Origin of the sequence: Pseudomonas sp. Pse79, assembly GCF_024519615.1 — a bacterium.
Classification (GTDB): Bacteria; Pseudomonadota; Gammaproteobacteria; order Pseudomonadales; family Pseudomonadaceae; genus Aquipseudomonas; species Aquipseudomonas veronii.
This window is the reverse complement of record NZ_JALJRR010000003.1, coordinates 137435-154922: the sequence shown is the minus strand read 5'-3', so window position 1 is coordinate 154922 and position 17488 is coordinate 137435. Positions and strand designations below refer to the sequence as shown.

At 61.3% G+C, this 17488-nt stretch carries 20 protein-coding genes; 3 read left to right on the top strand and 17 right to left on the bottom strand.

The genetic code is table 11. From position 1 onward, the window contains the following. Positions 1 to 4: 4 nt before the first annotated feature. Positions 5 to 1501 carry a M10 family metallopeptidase C-terminal domain-containing protein gene (locus tag NR164_RS06310; RefSeq protein ID WP_256822496.1) on the bottom strand — a complete coding sequence of 499 codons (1497 nt, stop codon included), beginning with the start codon at positions 1499 to 1501 and terminating at the stop codon, positions 5 to 7. A gap of 462 nt (positions 1502 to 1963) precedes the next feature. Here NR164_RS06310 and NR164_RS06305 point away from each other — a divergent pair, with 462 nt between their 5' ends. Further along, positions 1964 to 2845 (top strand): LysR family transcriptional regulator, encoded by an 882-nt coding sequence (locus tag NR164_RS06305; RefSeq protein WP_193039850.1) that lies wholly within the window; start codon positions 1964 to 1966, stop codon positions 2843 to 2845. Here NR164_RS06305 and phnN read toward each other — a convergent pair. From phnN to ccmA, 14 genes are all read right to left on the bottom strand, one after another. Then, positions 2834 to 3397: a phosphonate metabolism protein/1,5-bisphosphokinase (PRPP-forming) PhnN gene (phnN, locus tag NR164_RS06300; protein WP_256822495.1), complete on the bottom strand. Its 564-nt coding sequence runs from the start codon at positions 3395 to 3397 to the stop codon at positions 2834 to 2836. The two genes, NR164_RS06305 and phnN, sit on opposite strands and share 12 nt — an antisense overlap. 168 nt (positions 3398 to 3565) lie before the next feature. After that, positions 3566 to 4162, bottom strand: a complete 597-nt coding sequence (locus tag NR164_RS06295) for a LysE family translocator (protein ID WP_256822494.1) — start codon at positions 4160 to 4162, stop codon at positions 3566 to 3568. Beyond that, entirely contained in the window at positions 4163 to 4330 is a 168-nt protein-coding gene (locus tag NR164_RS30455) for a rubredoxin (protein ID WP_017849446.1), read from the bottom strand. 32 nt (positions 4331 to 4362) lie between these two features. Beyond that, complete coding sequence (locus tag NR164_RS06290) at positions 4363 to 5175, bottom strand: iron-containing redox enzyme family protein (protein WP_046384217.1); 813 nt, start codon at positions 5173 to 5175, stop codon at positions 4363 to 4365. Between the two features lie 1010 nt (positions 5176 to 6185). Further along, a complete protein-coding gene (locus NR164_RS06285) occupies positions 6186 to 6581 on the bottom strand; it encodes a hypothetical protein (protein WP_017849443.1) in 396 nt (131 codons plus the stop codon). 15 nt (positions 6582 to 6596) lie between these two features. Beyond that, positions 6597 to 7781, bottom strand: coding sequence for a c-type cytochrome biogenesis protein CcmI (gene ccmI, locus NR164_RS06280; RefSeq protein ID WP_057003715.1), 1185 nt, complete (start codon positions 7779 to 7781; stop codon positions 6597 to 6599). Next, a complete protein-coding gene (locus tag NR164_RS06275) occupies positions 7774 to 8247 on the bottom strand; it encodes a cytochrome c-type biogenesis protein (RefSeq protein WP_017849441.1) in 474 nt (157 codons plus the stop codon). The genes ccmI and NR164_RS06275 overlap by 8 nt, the downstream gene beginning before the upstream one ends. Beyond that, the gene (locus NR164_RS06270) at positions 8244 to 8780 is read right to left on the bottom strand and encodes a DsbE family thiol:disulfide interchange protein (protein ID WP_017849440.1); all 537 of its coding nucleotides are present in this window, start codon (positions 8778 to 8780) and stop codon (positions 8244 to 8246) included. The genes NR164_RS06275 and NR164_RS06270 overlap by 4 nt, the downstream gene beginning before the upstream one ends. After that, positions 8777 to 10765 (bottom strand): heme lyase CcmF/NrfE family subunit, encoded by a 1989-nt coding sequence (locus NR164_RS06265; protein ID WP_126587960.1) that lies wholly within the window; start codon positions 10763 to 10765, stop codon positions 8777 to 8779. Before NR164_RS06265 ends, NR164_RS06270 begins: the two co-directional genes overlap by 4 nt. A 3-nt stretch (positions 10766 to 10768) precedes the next feature. Continuing rightward, positions 10769 to 11224, bottom strand: a complete 456-nt coding sequence (gene ccmE, locus NR164_RS06260) for a cytochrome c maturation protein CcmE (protein WP_017849438.1) — start codon at positions 11222 to 11224, stop codon at positions 10769 to 10771. Next, positions 11221 to 11397 carry a heme exporter protein CcmD gene (gene ccmD, locus NR164_RS06255; protein WP_017849437.1) on the bottom strand — a complete coding sequence of 59 codons (177 nt, stop codon included), beginning with the start codon at positions 11395 to 11397 and terminating at the stop codon, positions 11221 to 11223. Before ccmD ends, ccmE begins: the two co-directional genes overlap by 4 nt. Next, complete coding sequence (locus NR164_RS06250; protein ID WP_017849436.1) at positions 11394 to 12149, bottom strand: heme ABC transporter permease; 756 nt, start codon at positions 12147 to 12149, stop codon at positions 11394 to 11396. Before NR164_RS06250 ends, ccmD begins: the two co-directional genes overlap by 4 nt. 90 nt (positions 12150 to 12239) lie before the next feature. Next, positions 12240 to 12908, bottom strand: coding sequence for a heme exporter protein CcmB (gene ccmB, locus NR164_RS06245; protein ID WP_017849435.1), 669 nt, complete (start codon positions 12906 to 12908; stop codon positions 12240 to 12242). Then, on the bottom strand, positions 12905 to 13540 hold the full coding sequence (gene ccmA, locus NR164_RS06240; RefSeq protein WP_017849434.1) for a cytochrome c biogenesis heme-transporting ATPase CcmA: 636 nt from the start codon (positions 13538 to 13540) through the stop codon (positions 12905 to 12907). The genes ccmB and ccmA overlap by 4 nt, the downstream gene beginning before the upstream one ends. Positions 13541 to 13740: 200 nt before the next feature. Between ccmA and NR164_RS06235 the strand changes: the two genes are divergently transcribed. Beyond that, the gene (locus NR164_RS06235; RefSeq protein ID WP_256822490.1) at positions 13741 to 15324 is read left to right on the top strand and encodes a flagellar hook-length control protein FliK; all 1584 of its coding nucleotides are present in this window, start codon (positions 13741 to 13743) and stop codon (positions 15322 to 15324) included. Beyond that, positions 15321 to 15650, top strand: coding sequence for an EscU/YscU/HrcU family type III secretion system export apparatus switch protein (locus NR164_RS06230; protein ID WP_177033699.1), 330 nt, complete (start codon positions 15321 to 15323; stop codon positions 15648 to 15650). The genes NR164_RS06235 and NR164_RS06230 overlap by 4 nt, the downstream gene beginning before the upstream one ends. Positions 15651 to 15717: 67 nt before the next feature. Here the strand turns inward: NR164_RS06230 and glp are convergent, their stop codons facing one another. Both glp and moaB read right to left on the bottom strand, forming a co-directional pair. After that, on the bottom strand, positions 15718 to 16944 hold the full coding sequence (glp, locus tag NR164_RS06225; protein WP_256822489.1) for a gephyrin-like molybdotransferase Glp: 1227 nt from the start codon (positions 16942 to 16944) through the stop codon (positions 15718 to 15720). After that, positions 16928 to 17467 carry a molybdenum cofactor biosynthesis protein B gene (gene moaB, locus NR164_RS06220; RefSeq protein WP_017849430.1) on the bottom strand — a complete coding sequence of 180 codons (540 nt, stop codon included), beginning with the start codon at positions 17465 to 17467 and terminating at the stop codon, positions 16928 to 16930. Before moaB ends, glp begins: the two co-directional genes overlap by 17 nt. Positions 17468 to 17488 lie beyond the last annotated feature (21 nt).

The following is a 17488-nucleotide window of genomic DNA, read 5'->3' as shown; positions in this document are numbered from 1 at the left end:
GGGGTTACGAGCGCGGCCTGCCACTGGACGATGGGGCGATAATCTGCAGCAGTTGTAACACGAACGCTGACAGTGTCTTGGCAAGCATTTCGATCAGTGCGGACGGCCCGTTTGGGGTTTCACCCGGCGGCGGGGTTGGAGCCGGAGTCGGAGTCGGGGCTGGCGTCGGCACAGACTGAACTTCAGGCTGCGACCCATCCCACCGTACATCGCCAGGCTTGATCTGCCCCTTGCTGTTGATCACCATGCCCGCGTTGCCCGTCCCCTTCAGATCAATGGCCAGGCTCGCCCCCCCCGTACTGGCATCGTGTTTGAGCACCGCTTCACCGGCGCGGCCGCTGAACCGATCGGTAAACACCAGGGCGCGCACACCTGCCGCTTTTAACGCACCCGAGACGTCGATCTTATCGGTACCGCTGGTGAAGTCCTCGATCAGGTCTGGGCTCTGTGCGGCGGAGTCGCTGACGTTATCGTAGACAAACGTATCCGCGCCGCCGCCGCCCCTCAACGTGTCGGCGCCGGCACCGCCCTTGAGGCGGTTGGCCGCATCATTGCCGATCAAGGCATCACGACCGGCACCGCCGATCGCGTTTTCAATAACACATCCCTTGGCGACGGACACATTGCCCTTCAAGCCGCCCACGTCAGAGAACGACTCCGCATTCAGATCGACCTTCTGATCCTGGGAAAACCCGGAAAAATCCAGCGTATCCACACCACCACCATCCCACACACAGAACACCGGTTTGTCCCTGGCGCTGGTAAGGCTCATCACTTCGCGCTCGGTATTGGAGTTGAAACCATAGACGGTGTCGGTCTTGCGGGTCTGGTGGTTGGCGCCATACAAGCGTTGCGCCGCGGCGATATCGTCCATCATCGGGGCAGACGGATTGAGCGATCTGAAGTCATGACCGGATTGATGGCGTTCCGACCAGTAACTCATCACGGTGCGTGCCTTGGTGTCCTGCGCGTAGACCGCGCCGTTTTGGTAGTTGGCACCGTCGCCGTTATAGCGTCCCGGATGTTGCAGGCCAATAGCGTGACCGATTTCATGAATAGCCGTGACCGAAAAGTGACTGCCCAGCGCAGGCGAAGCCGCCCCGCCCCGGGTGCCGATCGTGGCCGCTGTCCGATTCGTGGAACCATGAGGCAAGTCGGCAACCCCCCGGTCGCCGCGAGGGTTGTTGTGGATACTGAGCGCTCCGTCCGTACCGTTTGACTGCTCGCGGAAACTGATATTGGCCACATCCTGCCAGGCTTGCACTGCCTGGTGTACGCGCTGTTTCTGCTGGGCGGTGAAACTCGCGTCGACCGTGTAGTGCAAGTCGATCTTCTGATCGCCGTTACGGTCACGGAAACGATGATTTTCCCGCGTGATTTGTTTGGCCGCCTGGTCCGTCGTAAACGACGGTTTCTTCGAGGCCCCGGCACCAAACGGGCCGGGGTCCGATATCGGAAACCCCATGCGGGAAGTTACAGAAAACAGATCAGGTCCATTCATTGTGCGGCACTCGTATTATTAATGAATACACAAGAACACCGAATCGAATCGATCCGGAGATTAAGTATCAATAACCGCGAGCCGCGTTAAACCAGGCTCATCGTTATCGCCGATAATCTCGCACAGTGAAAAATAGCGGACCAACACTATTTTAGTTTCAGCTGAAACAACCACACGCCGCGTAACATGCAGTCAGACAACCAGGATTTTATTTGCAATTTAAACATCCAACCACACAACCGACTCACCAATACCGGGTTGCTTTTACAATAAAAAAACAAATTCTAAACAAATACCCGTCACTGGCTTACTTCAATTCCCGCCAGACAAAGACATATCCACTTAAGCTTCTTCACTGCGATAAACCCCGCCTGGGAGCGGGTGACAAGCCATAGCCATTCCCCGTAGGCTTGTGCGCCGTACTGCATCGCGATGCGCTCAATCACAAGCAAGGGACACCCGATGGACCGCCTGACCGCCATGGAAACCTTCGTCCACGTTGTCGAAACCGGCTCGTTCTCCGCCGCCGCCAAACGCCTGGGCATCGGCCAGCCCGCGGTGTCGAAGAGCGTCGCGCAGTTGGAAGCGCGCCTGGCGGTGCGCTTGGTAATGCGCTCAACCAGGGGCCTGACGCCGACCGAAGCGGGCCTGGCGTATTTCGAAAAAGCCAAGCGCGCCATCGATGAGGCCAACGAGGCCGACGACGCTGCCCGCAGCGCGGGCGCCGGGCTGTCGGGTAACTTGCGCATCAGCGCCGCCGTGACCTTCGCCAGCCTGCATATCCTTCCGCACCTGGGGCCGTTCCTGGAGCAGTACCCTGGGTTGAACATCGATGTAGTACTCGACGACCACAGCCTCAACCTGGTGGAAGAAGGCATCGACGTCGCCCTGCGCATGGGCAACCTGAGCGATTCGGGGCTGACCGCACGCAAGATCGGGGCGTCGCCCTGCCATATCCTGGGTACCCCGGCCTACTTCGAACGCTTCGGCGAACCCGCCACGCCAGCCGATCTGCTGCGACACCAGGCGGTCATCTACACCCAGGGCGAGGGCGCGCGCTGGACATTTACCCGAGACGCCCGCGAATACCCGATCGTCGTCCATGGCCGCTTGCACATCACAGCGGCGGAAGGGGTACGTGCGGCTGTGCTGAACCACTTGGGCCTGACCCTGGCATCGGCCTGGATGTTCGCGCCGGAACTGGCCAGTGGCGCGGTGAAGCCGGTGTTGACCGACTGGCATTTGCCGGCGCGGGACTTATGGGCCGTGTTTCCGACAGGGCGGATGGCGAGTGCCAAGGCGCGGGCGTTTGTGGAGTATGTGGAACGGTTGTCAACGCGCTGACGGGCCCAGGTAGCGCAGCAAACACTCGACCGTATGCTCCAGCGGGCCGGAGTTATCCAGCACGAGCAACCCCGCCCCCATGCCGGCCAGCAACTGCGCCGTAAACCGTGCATTACGCGCCAGGCGCGCATCGATATCCGCCACCGACTCACGCCCCCGCGCCAGCAAGCGCTGGCGCAGCGCCGCCTGATCGACACTCAGCAACACCACCAGCAACGCCGGGTAACGCTCGCGGGCCTGCGCCAGGTGGGCACGGGAGCCGTTGACCAGCACATCCTCCCCCGCCGCCAGCCATGCGTCGATGTCCGTGGGTATGCCATAGGACAACCCATTGGCCTGCCAACTCAACGCAAACGCGCCTTCGGCTTGCATCGCGACAAACTGCTCGGCGCTCACCCCCTGTGCCGCCTCGCCCACCGCTTCCGCCGAGCGCGTAATCACCCGACGCACAATGTGGCAGCCACGTTCGGCCAAACGTGGTCGTGCAGCGTCCAACAGGCTGTCCTTGCCCGAACCCGATGGCCCGATGAGATAGATCAACCTGCCCGCCATCAATACACCCTCTTCGCTTGTCTGCAGATTTGTTGCATGACCGACTACGTTTCACGGCGGCGGCCACAGTATCGGATTGTGACGCGCTACGCACTCGGTCAGGCGTGCGCGTAGGCGCTTTCATGTTCGGGTGCAGGAACTGTGCACGGTTTCCCGGAAGGCAGAGGGTCAGCCTCCAGACAAAACGCGCGCGCATTGCCACACCGCAAAGCCAATCAATAATCCACCGCTGATACGATTGATCACATCAAGATCAGGATTATCGATCAGCGCAGTCCTGATGAGGCTGCCACCCAGCGCATATAACATCTGGCCTAAAAATGAACCCACCAGAAAACCCGCCAGACTCAGGTAGAGCCCGAGCCCCTCAAACAGCGTGCCGCTGGCAATCACATAGGAGGAGATCGCTACGATAGTGAGTGGGTTCATTAGCGTCAGTAAAAAGACCGGGATAAATCCTGCTGTCGTTTTTACTTGTGCCACAGCTGTATGTTTTGCAAATGTAATGCCCCCCAGATAAAACAGGTAAGCAATTGCCACCCAGGTCAACAGACGGTTGTTGGCTAGCCAAAATTCCTTGATTGTCTGCAAACCATAAAATGCGACAGCCGCAAAAACCGCATCTGCAACTGCCGCACCTAGAGCCCCAGGTAGTGCGCCGCGAAAGCCACAGGCGATGGACTGCCTCAGGATGATCAAGGCTATCGGTCCAAAACCTATGGAAAGCATTGTGGCGAATACCATCGAACTCAGAAAACCCTGCATCTAACTCAGAACCTCAATAAACAGCTTTTTCTTCGCTTGGCAGTGCGGGCATTGAAACGCCTCCCCAATCTCATCCCAAGTCGTGCCGGGTTCTATATCGACTAGAGCCTCGCCTGAAGACTCTGAATAAACGTAGTGGCAAATCTGGCACTCATAAGACCGACTCATAATAATGTCCTTCACTATCAGAAGTTCGATTTTCAGGCCAGCCGCCGATTCAAAGCGGCAAACATTTGCTCGAACCCATCCATAAATGCCATCGCCCCGCGCATTGCATGCGGGGCAATAGTTGGATTTTTCTCCAAGTACGAAATCATGATTTCGCGCCCGGTCGCGACATGCATAGGTTCAACCTCACAATGAATCGCAAAGAATGCCAAAACGGGGTCATCTTCGTCGACCAGACCATATTCGCCGGCATATTTTTGAAATCCTTTCAGGAAAAACTGAAACTCTCGTGAGGAAGTCATTTCTGACGCCAAATGAAAACCCAATGCCTCACCTAAAAACTCAGAACGGTACATTCGATGGGTATTATTACCCATGGCGGTGCCCTCAGGAAGAATGTAGTGAGGATTGAACAGCTCAGCATCGGAAAGTCCCAGGTGAGTGGTCAGTTGTTTGAACATTTGATGATGGGTTGGCAACATATGCTTGCTATGTTGATGTAGACCGTATTCATCCACGGATGCGTAAAGAATATGCGCGGCTTTAGCCGTGCCGTGCCACATATCTTCTTTAATCCATTCATCCGTAACGCGCGCAGCCAATGCGACGATTCCAGCCGGAACATCCTTGAAGAAAGCCCAAATAGTTGCAAAAAATAGAGCCCTTTCTGGATGACTTAGTGGCTTATCGGAAATAATTTTCCCAAACGACTCAAGCTCACGTAGGGCAGAGTGCCGCACTATCGCATTTGCGATTTCATTATAACCAGCCTCGCACACTTTATATATTTCACCACGAGTAGATCTTTCATTTGATCCCGCGCCGATCGGATTCTGAACGCTCATATAATTATCCTTGTTTTTATAACAAATGAATTTCAACCCGCCTTTAAAAAGGCATTGCACACAAAATTATTAGCATCACGCCACACATGTCAATCCACAAATCAATTATTCCCAACAAACCTATGAAACATGCGGCTTAGAGCCTTGCCATCCGCTACGAACCAACTATGAGCCAACCGCCAAGTTTAAAAAAAACCTCCTTCCTACTCCAACAAAAGTAGGCAACACATAGAAACTTCCTTTTTTATTGAGTGAAACCTCTCATTTAATGGAGTTACATCCCCAACACCGCATCAACCATCCCCTGACGGGCAATTTCAAACTTCAACTTATGAGCTACCGGGCAGCATAATTACAGGTTTGCAGTTACCCCTCGCTCATCTCGCCCTACCTTTACGGTAGGCGTACTGTGGCGCGCAGGCCTCCTCGGCTCGCTGACCAGACGCCGTCTCAATCAATACGGATATTGCGGGCGTGTCGCAGATCGCCATCCTGCGGAGTTCAAGTGCGAGTATCACGAAATCAATGTGACCCAGCCCTTCAGCAGTACAGGCGCGGTTTTCCGCCATGCCATCGCAGTAGTTTTCGCCTTGTCTGAAACTCAATTCCCTGGTCACCAAGTACGTGTCCGCAGAGGTGGCATTCATACCTACCTGCTCGCTACAGGGTCCGTCCTACAAGGCGAAGAAAGCAGCAACGCCGCGCCAGCAGCTTGTAGGTGTCGAGCCGATTTTTTCACCCAAACTGTCCGTCTAGGGGCGAATGGCGGCAGTCCGTGTGGAAAGTGCGAAGACAGCACAATCTTTTATCGAACGGCACTTGTTGAGAGTAAGGATGAAGATCCGCCGAATGACGCCATCAGCCTATGACGGACTCATGGCGCTGAGTTCGGAAATCATTTTTATCTGACAGACCTCTATCTCGGACAAGTCCGGCCCCGGCATTGGATCTCCAGCGTTTGAAGGACCACACTGCAGGCATGAAAAAGGCGACCCAAAGGTCGCCTTCTGTCACTGCGCGTACTGCTTGCTCAACCCCGGCGGTACGCCATGCACGTCGGTCTCTTCCCACGGCCCGTCCGGGCTGATGGAGCGGCTCCAGCCGTTGCTCCAGCGGTAGTAGGTGCGCTGGCGGTAGAAGGTGTCGGGCTGGTCTTCCAGCACATACACCTGCATCTTGCCGTCCCAGTGGCTGGCCGCGCCGGGTGGCGGGGCGAAGGTCGGCGACTTGCTCGGTGGCGCTTTCGCGGGTGCGGTGACCGGGCTGGAGGGCCTGGTGGCTGGCTTGGTCGAGGGGCCCGATGGGGGAATGGTCGGGCCGGTGGGTGCCGGAGGTGGGCGGTGGACCGCACAAGCGCTCAAGCCCAATACCAGGCTGAGCAGGGTGATGCGTGCAAGGGCGGTCATAGGCGTTTCCTCGAATTACTTGTCCGGACTGTCGATGGTCAGCTGCTGCAGCGCAGTGGTGGTGCTGGCCAGGGGTTGGCTGCGGCCGATCCACTCGCCAGTGGTCGGTTGACCGGCCCGGGATATGCGCGCAACCAGTTGGACTTCAGGGAAGTTGGACAGTTTCAACTGCGGCATCATTGCGTCGGCATCGCCCAGTTCGACGGTGACCGGCAGGTCGGCGACGGTCACACGCTTGGCCGCCAGCGGTGCCGGCGGGCCGGAGACCGCGCGGGCGAAGATGAACACGCTGTCGCTTGGCAGGGCTTTGGCCTTGATGTCGGCGGAGAGGTCCACGCGCACTTTCATCACGGCTTTTTGGGCGACGGTGCCACCGCTCGCTTTCAGCCGCTCTGCCGCGCGGTCGATCCCGCCTTGCAGGGCGACGCGGGAGTTGTCTTCGGGCGGCAGTTGCGCCAGCAGGCGGCTCCAGTAATCGATCGCCTCTTGGTAGCGCTGGCCTTCAAAGGCCGCGATGCCAAGCAGACCGAGGCTGGTGACTTCTCGCGGGTCGAGCTTGAGGGCTTCGTCGGTCAGGGCCTGGACCTTGGGCGACCACTGCTTGTTGTCGGCGAAGTACTGGGCCTGGGCCCACTGGCCCAACAGCTCCGGCTGGCGCCCGGCCAGGGCCACGGTGCGCTCGAAGACCTTGGCGGCATCGGCGGAGCGGTCCTGGGCCATGTAGGCGCGACCGAGGAAGTACAAGCCTTCTGCCGAATCCGGCTGGGCGGCGGCGGCGCGTTCCAGGCGGTGGGTCATGTCTTCCATGGACACCGGTGGCTGGGAGAATTCGCGGGTCAGTTCGACCTTGTCGCTGGCACCGAAGTGCAGGTACAAGCCAATGCCCAGCACGGGCACCAAAACCGCTGCGAGCAACGGCAGCGGTTTGCCCAGGCGCGATTCGCGGGGCTTTTCCATGCCTTCGGTGTCGGCCAGCAATTCGCGCGCGGCTTCGGCGCGGCCGGTGTCGAGTTGCGTGGCGTTGAGCACGCCTTCGTCCTGCTGGGTTTGCAGTTCGGCCACGCGTTCTTGATACAGCGCCACGTTCAGCGCGGTGCGATCCTCTTCGCGCTGGGCACGACGGCCGCGCAACACAGGGATCAACAGGAAACTCAGGGCAATCAGAAGCAGCAAACCGGCTGCGAGCCAGAAATCAATCATCAGTCTTGGTGTCCAGCAATTGGTCGAGGCGTTGGCGCTCGTCGGGGGATAGCGCGTCGGAACCATCGGTAGGCGCGGCGCGGCGACGGCGGACGATCACCACCATCACCACCATGCCCGCCAGCAGCAGCCCGGCGGGGCCGAACCAGAGCAGTGCGGTCTTGCCGGTGAGGGCCGGTTTGTAGCGCACGAAATCGCCGTAGCGGTCGACCATGAAGTCGATGATCTGCTGGTTGTCCTTGCCCTCCCCCAACATGCGGAAGATCTCTTTGCGCAGGTCGGCGGCGATGGGCGCGTTGGAGTCAGCGATGTCCTGGTTCTGGCACTTGGGGCAGCGCAGTTCCTTGGTCAGTTCGCGAAAACGCTCACGCTCGGCGTCGTTGGCGAATTCGTAGGTGTCGATGGCGGCGTGGGCCACGCCCGCCAGGCCCAGGGCCAATACGGCAGCAGCTAACCAGCGCTTCATGGCTTGGCCTCGTCGACCAGGGCCTGATACTTGGCGGCCAGTTGTTCGCGCCAGACCACTTCATCGATGACGCCGACATACTTGTCGCGGATCACGCCCTTGGCATCGATAAAGAAGGTTTCCGGGGCGCCGTAGACGCCGAGATTCAACCCCAGGTTGCCGTCTTCATCGCGGATATCCAGCTGGTACGGGTTGTGGAATTCCGCCAGCCACTTCAAGGCCGCCGCATTGTCGTCCTTGTAGTTGATGCCGTAGATCACCACGCCGTTCTCGGCGAGTTTGTTCAGCACCGGGTGTTCTACGCGGCAGGAAATGCACCAGGTGCCCCACACGTTGACCAGCGCCGGCTTGCCCAGCAAATCGGCCTGGGTCAGGGTCTTGTCGCCCTGCACCGTCGGCAGGGAAAACGCCGGGAACGGCTTGCCGATCATGGCCGAGGGCAACTCGGCCGGGTCCAGGTACAACCCGCGATACAGGAACACCGCCACCAGCAGAAACAATGCCAGCGGCACGACCATCAACCAACGCTTCATACCGCCGCTCCTTGCAGGCCCAGTGCTTCACGCACCCGGCTCTTGACCTTGACTCGATAGCGCCGGTCCAGCGCCGCGAGCACACCACCCAGACCGGTGAGCAAACCGCCGAACCAGATCCAGCGCACGAACGGTTTGACATGCACGCGCACCGCCCAGGCACCTTCGCCCAGCGGTTCACCCAGGGCGACGTAAAGGTCACGGGTGAAACCGCCGTCGATCCCGGCTTCGGTCATCATCGAACTCTGCACGGTGTACAAGCGTTTTTCCGGGTGCAGCACGGCGACTTCCTTACCGTTGCGGACTACGCGCACAGTGCCTTTGTCGGACGTGAAGTTCGGCCCTTCGAAGTGCTTGGCGCCTTCGAAGATGAAGTGGTAACCGGCCAGGTCCATGGACTCGCCGGGGGCCAGGCGCAGGTCGCGCTCGGCGCTGTTCTGGCTGGAGAGCACCACGCCGAGGGCACACACGGCGATGCCGATATGCGCGACCTGCATGCCCCAATAGCTGCGGGTCAGGGTGGGCAGGCCTTTGATCAGGCCTTTGTGGCGGGTCTTGTCGACGATGTCGCGCATGCCGGCCAGCAATACCCAGGCGGCGAGCATGAACGTGGCGAGGACCGCCCAGTTGAAATCGCCATAAGCGATACCGGCGATCACGGCCAAGGCGGCGCTGCCCAGCAGCACCGGGGTCAGCATGCCCACCAGCCATTTTACCGGGGTGTCTTTCCAGCGCACCAGCACGCCGACGGCCATTACCACCATCAACAAGCCCATCAACGGAATGAACAAGGCGTTGAAATACGGCGGGCCGACCGACAGCTTGGCGCCGGTCAGCGCATCCAGCACCAGCGGGTACAGGGTGCCGAGCAGGATCATCGACGCGGCCACCACCAGCACGAGGTTGTTGCCCAGCAACAGGGTTTCCCGCGACCACAGGTTGAAGCCGACCTGGCTTTTGACCACCGGCGCGCGCAGGGCAAACAGGGTCAGGGAACCGCCGACCACACACAGCAGGAACATCAGGATGAACACACCGCGGGCAGGGTCGGACGCAAACGCGTGAACCGAAGTCAGCACGCCCGAACGCACGAGGAAAGTGCCGAGCAGGCTGAGGGAAAACGCCGCGATGGCCAGCAACACCGTCCAACTCTTGAACACACCGCGTTTTTCGGTGACGGCCAGCGAGTGAATCAGCGCCGTACCCACCAGCCAAGGCATGAAGGACGCGTTTTCCACCGGGTCCCAGAACCACCAGCCGCCCCAACCGAGCTCGTAATAGGCCCACCACGAACCCAGGGTGATACCGATGCCGAGGAAGGCCCAGGCGACGATGGTCCATGGCCGCGACCAGCGCGCCCAGGCCGCATCGAGGCGCCCGCCGAGCAAGGCGGCGATGGCGAAGGCGAAGGCCACGGAGAAACCCACGTAGCCCATGTAGAGCATCGGCGGGTGGACGATCAGGCCGATGTCCTGCAGCAGCGGGTTGAGGTCATGCCCGTCCACCGGGATCTGCGGCAAGATGCGGCTGAACGGGTTGGACGTCATGATCAGGAACAGCAGGAAGCCGACGCTGATCATGCCCATCACTGCCAGCACCCTGGCCAGCATGACTTGCGGCAGTTGCCGGGAGAAGATCGACACGGCGAAGGTCCAACCGCCGAGGATCAGGGCCCACAACAGCAGCGAACCTTCGTGGGCGCCCCACACGGCGCTGAACTTGTAATACCAGGGCAAGGCGCTGTTGGAGTTGCTGGCCACATAGGCGACGGAAAAATCGTCGGTCATAAAGGCGTAGGTCAGGCAACCGAACGCGAACACCAGGAAGGCAAACTGACCCCAGGCGGCCGGCTGCGCCAGGCTCATCCACAGGCGGTCGCCGCGCCACGCGCCGAGCAACGGCACCACGGCCTGGACGATGGCGAAGCACAGGGCGAGGATCATCGCCAAATGGCCCAGCTCCGGAATAAACAGTGCGGACGTCATCACTTAGCCCTCCTTGGCTGGAGTTGGAGCGGTTTGGCCGCTGTCTTTCAACGCTTTGGTGACTTCCGGCGGCATGTATTTCTCATCGTGCTTGGCCAGTACTTCATCGGCCACCACCACGCCATCGGCATTCAGTTTGCCCAGGGCGACGATGCCCTGGCCTTCGCGGAACAGGTCCGGGAGGATGCCGCGATACGTAATGGTCACGGCCTTGTTGAAGTCGGTGACCACGAAGGTGACGTCGAGAGAATCGCCGGAGCGTTTCAACGAGCCCTTCTCCACCATGCCGCCGGCGCGGATGCGCGTGTCCAGCGGTGCTTCGCCGTTGGCGATCTGGGTTGGGGTGTAGAACAGGTTGATGTTCTCCCGCAGGGCGCTCATCGCCAGGCCCACGGCAATACCGACGCCGGCCAGAATGGCAAGGATGATCAACAGACGCTTTCTACGCAGCGGATTCACTTTTCGGTCTCCCGGCGCAGACGACGCGCCTCTTGTTGCAGGTAACGCTTGCGGGCCAGGATCGGCACGGCAACGTTGAGGGCCAGTACCGCCAGGCAGATGCCGTAGGCCGTCCAGACATACAGGCCATGGTGGCCCATGGCGAGAAAATCACTGAAAGAAGCAAAACTCATCCACGCGCTCCCAGGCTGCTCTGCACTTCGGCCTTGACCCAACTGGCGCGGGCTTCACGCTTGAGCACTTCAAGGCGCATCCGCATCAGCAGCACAGCGCCGAAGAAGCAGTAGAACCCCAGCACCATCAGCAACAGCGGCGCCCACATTTCCACGGGCATCGCCGGTTTTTCGGTGAGGGTGAAGGTGGCGCCCTGGTGCAGGGTGTTCCACCACTCCACCGAGTATTTGATGATCGGGATGTTGATCACACCGACAATCGCCAGCACCGCACAGGCCTTGGCGGCGCTGTCACGATTGCTGATCGCGTTGCCCAGGGCAATCAGACCGAAGTACAGAAACAGCAGGATCAACATGGACGTTAGTCGCGCATCCCACACCCACCACGAGCCCCAGGTGGGTTTGCCCCAGATCGCGCCGGTGACCAGCGACACGGCGGTCATCCACGCACCGATGGGCGCGGCGCATTGCAGGGCGACGTCCGCGAGTTTCATCTTCCACACCAGGCCGACGATGCCGCACACCGCCAGCATCACGTAGCAGGACTGGGCCAGCATTGCGGTAGGCACGTGGATATAGATGATGCGAAAGCTGTTGCCCTGCTGGTAATCCGGCGGCGCGAAGGCCAGGCCCCAGACCAGGCCGAGGCCGATCAGCACTACGGCGGCGATGCTCAACCACGGCAGCAGCTTGCCGCTGATGCCGTAAAACCATTTGGGCGAGCCGAGCTTGTGAAACCAGGTCCAGTTCATTGCTGTTTCCATCACGGTTGCGTCTTGTGTTTGCAAGAAGCGTAGGGTCTTTCTTATGTTGAAGAACGGGTTACGCGTAACCCGACTTCATTATTCGCCGACGCTGATCTTCAGGCCGGCGGCTATGGCAAAGGGTGTCAGGGTTACCGCCAGGGCGGTCAGGCTGCCAAGCCACAGGAGGTAACCGGTCGCCGGCATGCCCATGAGCGCGGCTTGCAAAGCGCCGCTGCCGAGGATCAACACCGGGATATACAAAGGCAGAATCAACAAGGCCAGCAGCAGGCCGCCGCGTTTCAAACCCACCGTCAGCGCCGCGCCCACCGCTCCCAACAGGCTGAGCGCCGGCGTGCCGAGCAACAAGGACATGAGCAATACCGGCAGGCATTCACTGGGCAACCCTAGCATCATTGCCAGCAACGGCGAGAGCAACACCAGCGCCAGGCCGGAAAACGCCCAGTGTGCCAGTACCTTGGCCAATACCAGAAGTGGCAGGGGGTGCGACGAAAGGACCCACTGTTCCAGGGAACCGTCCTCGAAATCACTGCGAAACAGCCCGTCCAGCGAGAGCAGCACGGACAAAAGGGCCGCCACCCACACCAGTCCCGGAGACAAGGTTTGCAACAGTTTAGTCTCGGGGCCGACCGCCAGCGGGAACAACGCAATGACAATCGCAAAGAACACCAGCGGATTGGCCAGTTCGGCCGGGCGCCGGCACAACAGCCGCGCCTCGCGGGCCACCAACAGCGCGAACACACTCATACCGACCACCGCCCCAGGTCCAGCTCGCGGTAACCGGCGGGCAGGCGCGTCAGGCTGTGGTGCGTCGTCAGCACGACGAGGCCGCCCTGCTCGCAATGCCGCGCCAGGTGTTCTTCCAACTGGGCGACGCCTTGTTTGTCGAGGGCGGTGAAGGGTTCGTCGAGAATCCACAGCGGCGGGCCGGGCAGATACAGGCGCGCCAGGGCCACACGGCGCTGCTGGCCGGCCGACAAGGTGTGGCAGGGCACATCTTCGAAGCCCTTGAGGCCGACGGCGGCGAGTGCCTGCCAGATCGCCTCGCGGCTGGCCGGATGATGCAGGGCGCTGAGCCAACTGAGGTTTTCCTCGGCGCTGAGCACGTCTTTGATCCCGGCGGCGTGGCCGATCCAGGTGAGGTTGCGGGCCAGCTCGGTGCGTTGTTCGTTCAGGGGCTTGCCGTTGAGCCGCACTTCGCCCGCCGTGGGCTGCATCAACCCGGCCAGCAAACGCAGGAGGCTGGTCTTGCCGCTGCCGTTGGGACCGCTGATCTGCACCATGTCACCGCCCGCCAGGCGCAGGTCGAGGTGCTCGAACAGCAGGCGCAGGTCGCGTTCACAGGCAAGCGCTACGGCTTCAAGAAGAGGGCTGGTCAAAAGATCGCGGGCCTTTACGGTTCAAGTCGGCGGTGCTGCGGCCGTTATAGAAAGGAGCACAATAACGGCTTTGGCGACCGATTTTAGAGAGCTGGATCAAATAGTTGTGAGGTTTTTACCGCTCTCATGGCAGACGGGCCGCATTATACATGCGATGCCCTACGCTAAAGAGGGCTATTTCCCCTGAGACGACACGCACGATGACCGGTGAGATCAACCTTCCTACGCTTTCTCCTGCCCCGACAGCCGGGCCGGCCCCTGCGCCGGCGCCGGCAACCGGTGAGTTGCTGAAACTGCTGGAGCCGCAGATCGGCTTGATTGACCCTGGAAAAACCGCGAACGCCGAAGTCATCGCACTTAAACAAGGCGGCGAAGCCTTTCAGTTGCTGCTCAAATTGACCCTCGACGGTGGCCGCCAGACGCTGGTGCAGGCCAGCAGCCCGCAACCCTTGCCGCTGGGCAGCAATGTGGCGGTGAGCCAGACGCCCGCCGGCAACCTGACCCTCAGCCTGCAGCAGGCCTTGAGCGCCAACGTCGCCGCCCTCACCCGCATCGACACCACACAAATGCCGGCGGGCACCTTGCTGCAAGCCAAAGTCCTGACCAGCCAAGCGCTGCCCCAAGGCACCACGCAACCGACGATCTACCGTTCGTTGGTGACGGTGCTCAACAGCACCCTGGCCGGCACGACCCTGACCCTGGAAAGCCCGCAACCGCTACGCGTCGGCAGCCTGCTCAGCGCTGTGGTACAGGACACGCAGACCCTGAACTTTGTGCCCTTGAGCGGGCTCAAGGATCAACTGGCCGTGACCCAGCAACTCGCCACCCAGCAAAGTCGCCAGGGCTCGTTGGATGCGGTGTTCACCGCGTTGCAACGCCTGCCCCAGGACGACAGTACGTCCGTCGAACTGCGCTCGGCCGCCACGCGGCTGCTCGCGGCATTGCCCGACCTGGCGCAAGTCAGCAATCCCAAGGTGCTGGCGCAAGTCATCCAGAACAGCGGCGCGTTTCTTGAAGCCAAGTTGCTGGCCGGGCAAAACCCGCAAATTCCACCGCTGGATATGAAAGGCGCGCTGCTGCGCCTGGTCGCCGATCTGCTGCCCGCCCTGCCCGCCAGCACCAACCTCAATGCCATCCTCGCCGCCAACACCCTGGCCCAGATACTGCCCAACTTCGTGCGCAGCCCGCTGAACACCCTCGGACAGATCAGCGCCCGCCAGGCACCCGCCGGTTTTCCATTGCCGGAACGGCTGATGCAACGCCTGGAAGGCGAAGGCGACCTGGAGAACCTGCTGCGCCTGGCCGCCGGGGCCATCTCGCGGTTACAGAGCCATCAGCTGTCGAGCCTGGAACAGACCGGCACCACCGCCGACGGCCGCCTGCAAACCACCTGGCAGCTGGAAATCCCCATGCGGACCCTGCAGGACATCGTGCCGCTGCAGGTCAAGTTCCAGCGCGAAGAGCCCGCGCAGGACAAGGACCAGCCCGAACGCAAGGACAAAAAAGACCCCAAGCAGATGCTCTGGCGCGTGGAACTGGCTTTCGACATGGAGCCGCTGGGGCCCTTGCAGGTCCAGGCGCAGTTGTCGCAGGGCAAACTGTCGAGCCAGTTGTGGGCGACGCGACCGTTCACCGCCAGTTTGATCGAAAGTCACTTGGGCAGTTTGCGCGAGCGCCTGGTGACGTCGGGCATCAATGTCGGCGACCTCGACTGCCACCTCGGCACGCCGCCACGCGGGCCGAAAACCGGATTGGAGCAACGCTGGGTGGACGAAACCGCATGAACAACGCCAACCCACCGCGCCAGGCCATCGCCCTCAAGTATGACGGCCAACAAGCGCCGACCCTGACCGCCAAGGGCGACGATGCCCTGGCCGAAGCGATCCTCAAGCTGGCGCGGGAAAACGAAGTGCCCATCTATGAAAACGCCGAGCTGGTGAAGCTGCTGGCGCGCATGGAACTGGGCGACAGTATCCCGGAAGAGTTGTACCGCACGATCGCCGAGATCATTGCGTTTGCCTGGACGCTGAAGGGCAAGTTTCCGGCGGGGTACGACCCGGACGCCGCGCCGGTCGAGCGCGATGTCACCGAGCGTGGCGACGACTACTGAGTAGCCCCAGACAAACAACAATCCAAATGTGGGAGGGGACTTGCCCCCTCCCACATTCAGATCGGCTTCAGTTCAGGACTTCGCTCAGGGGAATGAAATTCACCCGGTCGCCCATCGCCAGCGTCGTCCCTTCCAACACCTCTACCAACCCTTGCGCCCACGCCGCACTGCGCAGCACGCCGGAGCTCTGGTTGCGATAGATGACCGCCTTGCCCTGCTCGATGCGCCCGCGCAAATATTCGCGGCGGTTGCCCGGTTTGGGCCAGACGAACCCCGCCGGCACCTCGAACCGCAGCGGCTCGACCTCCGCCACACCTTGGCGGCGCAGCAGATAGGGGCGTGCCAACAGAGCAAACGTCACCAGCGTCGACGCCGGATTGCCCGGCAGGCCGATCACCGGCACGCCACGAAAATGGCCGAAGGTCAGCGGTTTGCCCGGTTTGATCGCGAGCTTCCACAAGGCCAGCTCGCCTTCTTCACGCAGGGCAATGCCGAGAAAATCCGCCTCGCCCACCGACACACCGCCGGTCGACAGAATCAAGTCAACCGCGCCCAGGCCCGCCAGACACGTGCGCGTCTGGTCCAGGTCATCGGGAAGAATGCCCGCATCGATCACTTCGCATCCCAGGTGCTCCAGCCAACTGCACAGCACGCGACGGTTGCTGTTGTAGATCTGCCCTGGGCCGAGGGGCAGGCCGGGCTCGATCAACTCATCGCCGGTGGACAGCACCGCGACCCGCACGCGGCGCACCACGGCCAACTGGTCGAGACCGAGGGACGCAGCCAGGCCGAGTTCGATCGGCCCCAGGCGCGTGCCCGCGGTCAGCACCACTTCGCCGACGGTGGTTTCCTGCCCTTGCGGGCGAATGTTCTGACCGATATGCAACGGCTCGGTAAAGCTCACACGCGCGTCGGCGTGGACCACGGCGTTTTCCTGCATTTCCACGCAGTCCGCGCCTTGCGGCACGGGCGCCCCGGTGAAGATGCGCGCGCAGGTGCCGGCAGCCAATGGCGCGGGGGCCTGACCGGCGAAGATGCGCTGGCTCACCGCCAACGGTTCGCCCGTCCAGTCCGCCAGGCGCATGGCATAACCGTCCATGGCGCTGTTGGGCCACGGCGGCAGATCGAGGGTGGAGATCAAATCCTGCGCCAGTACGCGGCCATCACCCGCGGCCAGGGGCAACACCTGCTGCTCGCGAATCGGCGCGGCCTCGGCCATCTCGAGCAAGCGTTGCAGGGCTTCTTCCACCGGCATCAAGGCGCCGGTCTTGCCCGGCTTATCCACGGGATTCACAGGGTTCGGCCTGCTTCAGGTGCGGTACGAAGTTGCAGGGGCGGTGACGGTTGTCCAGTTGCTCGGCGAGGATGCCGTCCCAACCGGTACGCACGGCGTTGGTCGAACCCGGCAGGCAGCACACCAGGGTGCCGTTCGCCAGGCCAGCCAGGGCGCGGGATTGCACGGTGGAGGTGCCGATGTCGGCCACGGAGATCTGGCGGAACAGCTCGCCAAAGCCGTCGACCTGTTTGTCCAGCAGGCAGCTCACCGCTTCGGGCGTGCTGTCGCGGCCGGTGAAGCCGGTGCCACCGGTGATCAGCACGACCTGCACCACGTCTTCGGCGATCCAGTGGGCCACCTGCGCGCGAATCTTGTAGAGGTCGTCCTTGAGCAGCACGCGCTCGGCCAGGAGGTGGCCGGCGGCGATCAGGCGGTCGACGAAAACCTGGCCCGAGGTGTCGGTGTCCAGGGTGCGGGTGTCGCTGACCGTCAGTACAGCGATATTCAGGGGTACAAAGGGCGCATCTGCCTTGGCTTTCATGGCACGGTCCGGTTGTCGAAG

Coding starts and splice junctions, on each gene's coding strand:
- NR164_RS06310 (WP_256822496.1), bottom strand. CDS start 1,501: ATGAATGGACCTGATCTGTTTTCTGTAACTTCCCGCATGGGGTTTCCG.
- NR164_RS06305 (WP_193039850.1), top strand. CDS start 1,964: ATGGACCGCCTGACCGCCATGGAAACCTTCGTCCACGTTGTCGAAACC.
- phnN (WP_256822495.1), bottom strand. CDS start 3,397: ATGGCGGGCAGGTTGATCTATCTCATCGGGCCATCGGGTTCGGGCAAG.
- NR164_RS06295 (WP_256822494.1), bottom strand. CDS start 4,162: ATGCAGGGTTTTCTGAGTTCGATGGTATTCGCCACAATGCTTTCCATA.
- NR164_RS30455 (WP_017849446.1), bottom strand. CDS start 4,330: ATGAGTCGGTCTTATGAGTGCCAGATTTGCCACTACGTTTATTCAGAG.
- NR164_RS06290 (WP_046384217.1), bottom strand. CDS start 5,175: ATGAGCGTTCAGAATCCGATCGGCGCGGGATCAAATGAAAGATCTACT.
- NR164_RS06285 (WP_017849443.1), bottom strand. CDS start 6,581: ATGACCGCCCTTGCACGCATCACCCTGCTCAGCCTGGTATTGGGCTTG.
- ccmI (WP_057003715.1), bottom strand. CDS start 7,781: ATGATTGATTTCTGGCTCGCAGCCGGTTTGCTGCTTCTGATTGCCCTG.
- NR164_RS06275 (WP_017849441.1), bottom strand. CDS start 8,247: ATGAAGCGCTGGTTAGCTGCTGCCGTATTGGCCCTGGGCCTGGCGGGC.
- NR164_RS06270 (WP_017849440.1), bottom strand. CDS start 8,780: ATGAAGCGTTGGTTGATGGTCGTGCCGCTGGCATTGTTTCTGCTGGTG.
- NR164_RS06265 (WP_126587960.1), bottom strand. CDS start 10,765: ATGACGTCCGCACTGTTTATTCCGGAGCTGGGCCATTTGGCGATGATC.
- ccmD (WP_017849437.1), bottom strand. CDS start 11,397: ATGAGTTTTGCTTCTTTCAGTGATTTTCTCGCCATGGGCCACCATGGC.
- NR164_RS06250 (WP_017849436.1), bottom strand. CDS start 12,149: ATGAACTGGACCTGGTTTCACAAGCTCGGCTCGCCCAAATGGTTTTAC.
- ccmB (WP_017849435.1), bottom strand. CDS start 12,908: ATGAGTGTGTTCGCGCTGTTGGTGGCCCGCGAGGCGCGGCTGTTGTGC.
- NR164_RS06235 (WP_256822490.1), top strand. CDS start 13,741: ATGACCGGTGAGATCAACCTTCCTACGCTTTCTCCTGCCCCGACAGCC.
- NR164_RS06230 (WP_177033699.1), top strand. CDS start 15,321: ATGAACAACGCCAACCCACCGCGCCAGGCCATCGCCCTCAAGTATGAC.
- moaB (WP_017849430.1), bottom strand. CDS start 17,467: ATGAAAGCCAAGGCAGATGCGCCCTTTGTACCCCTGAATATCGCTGTA.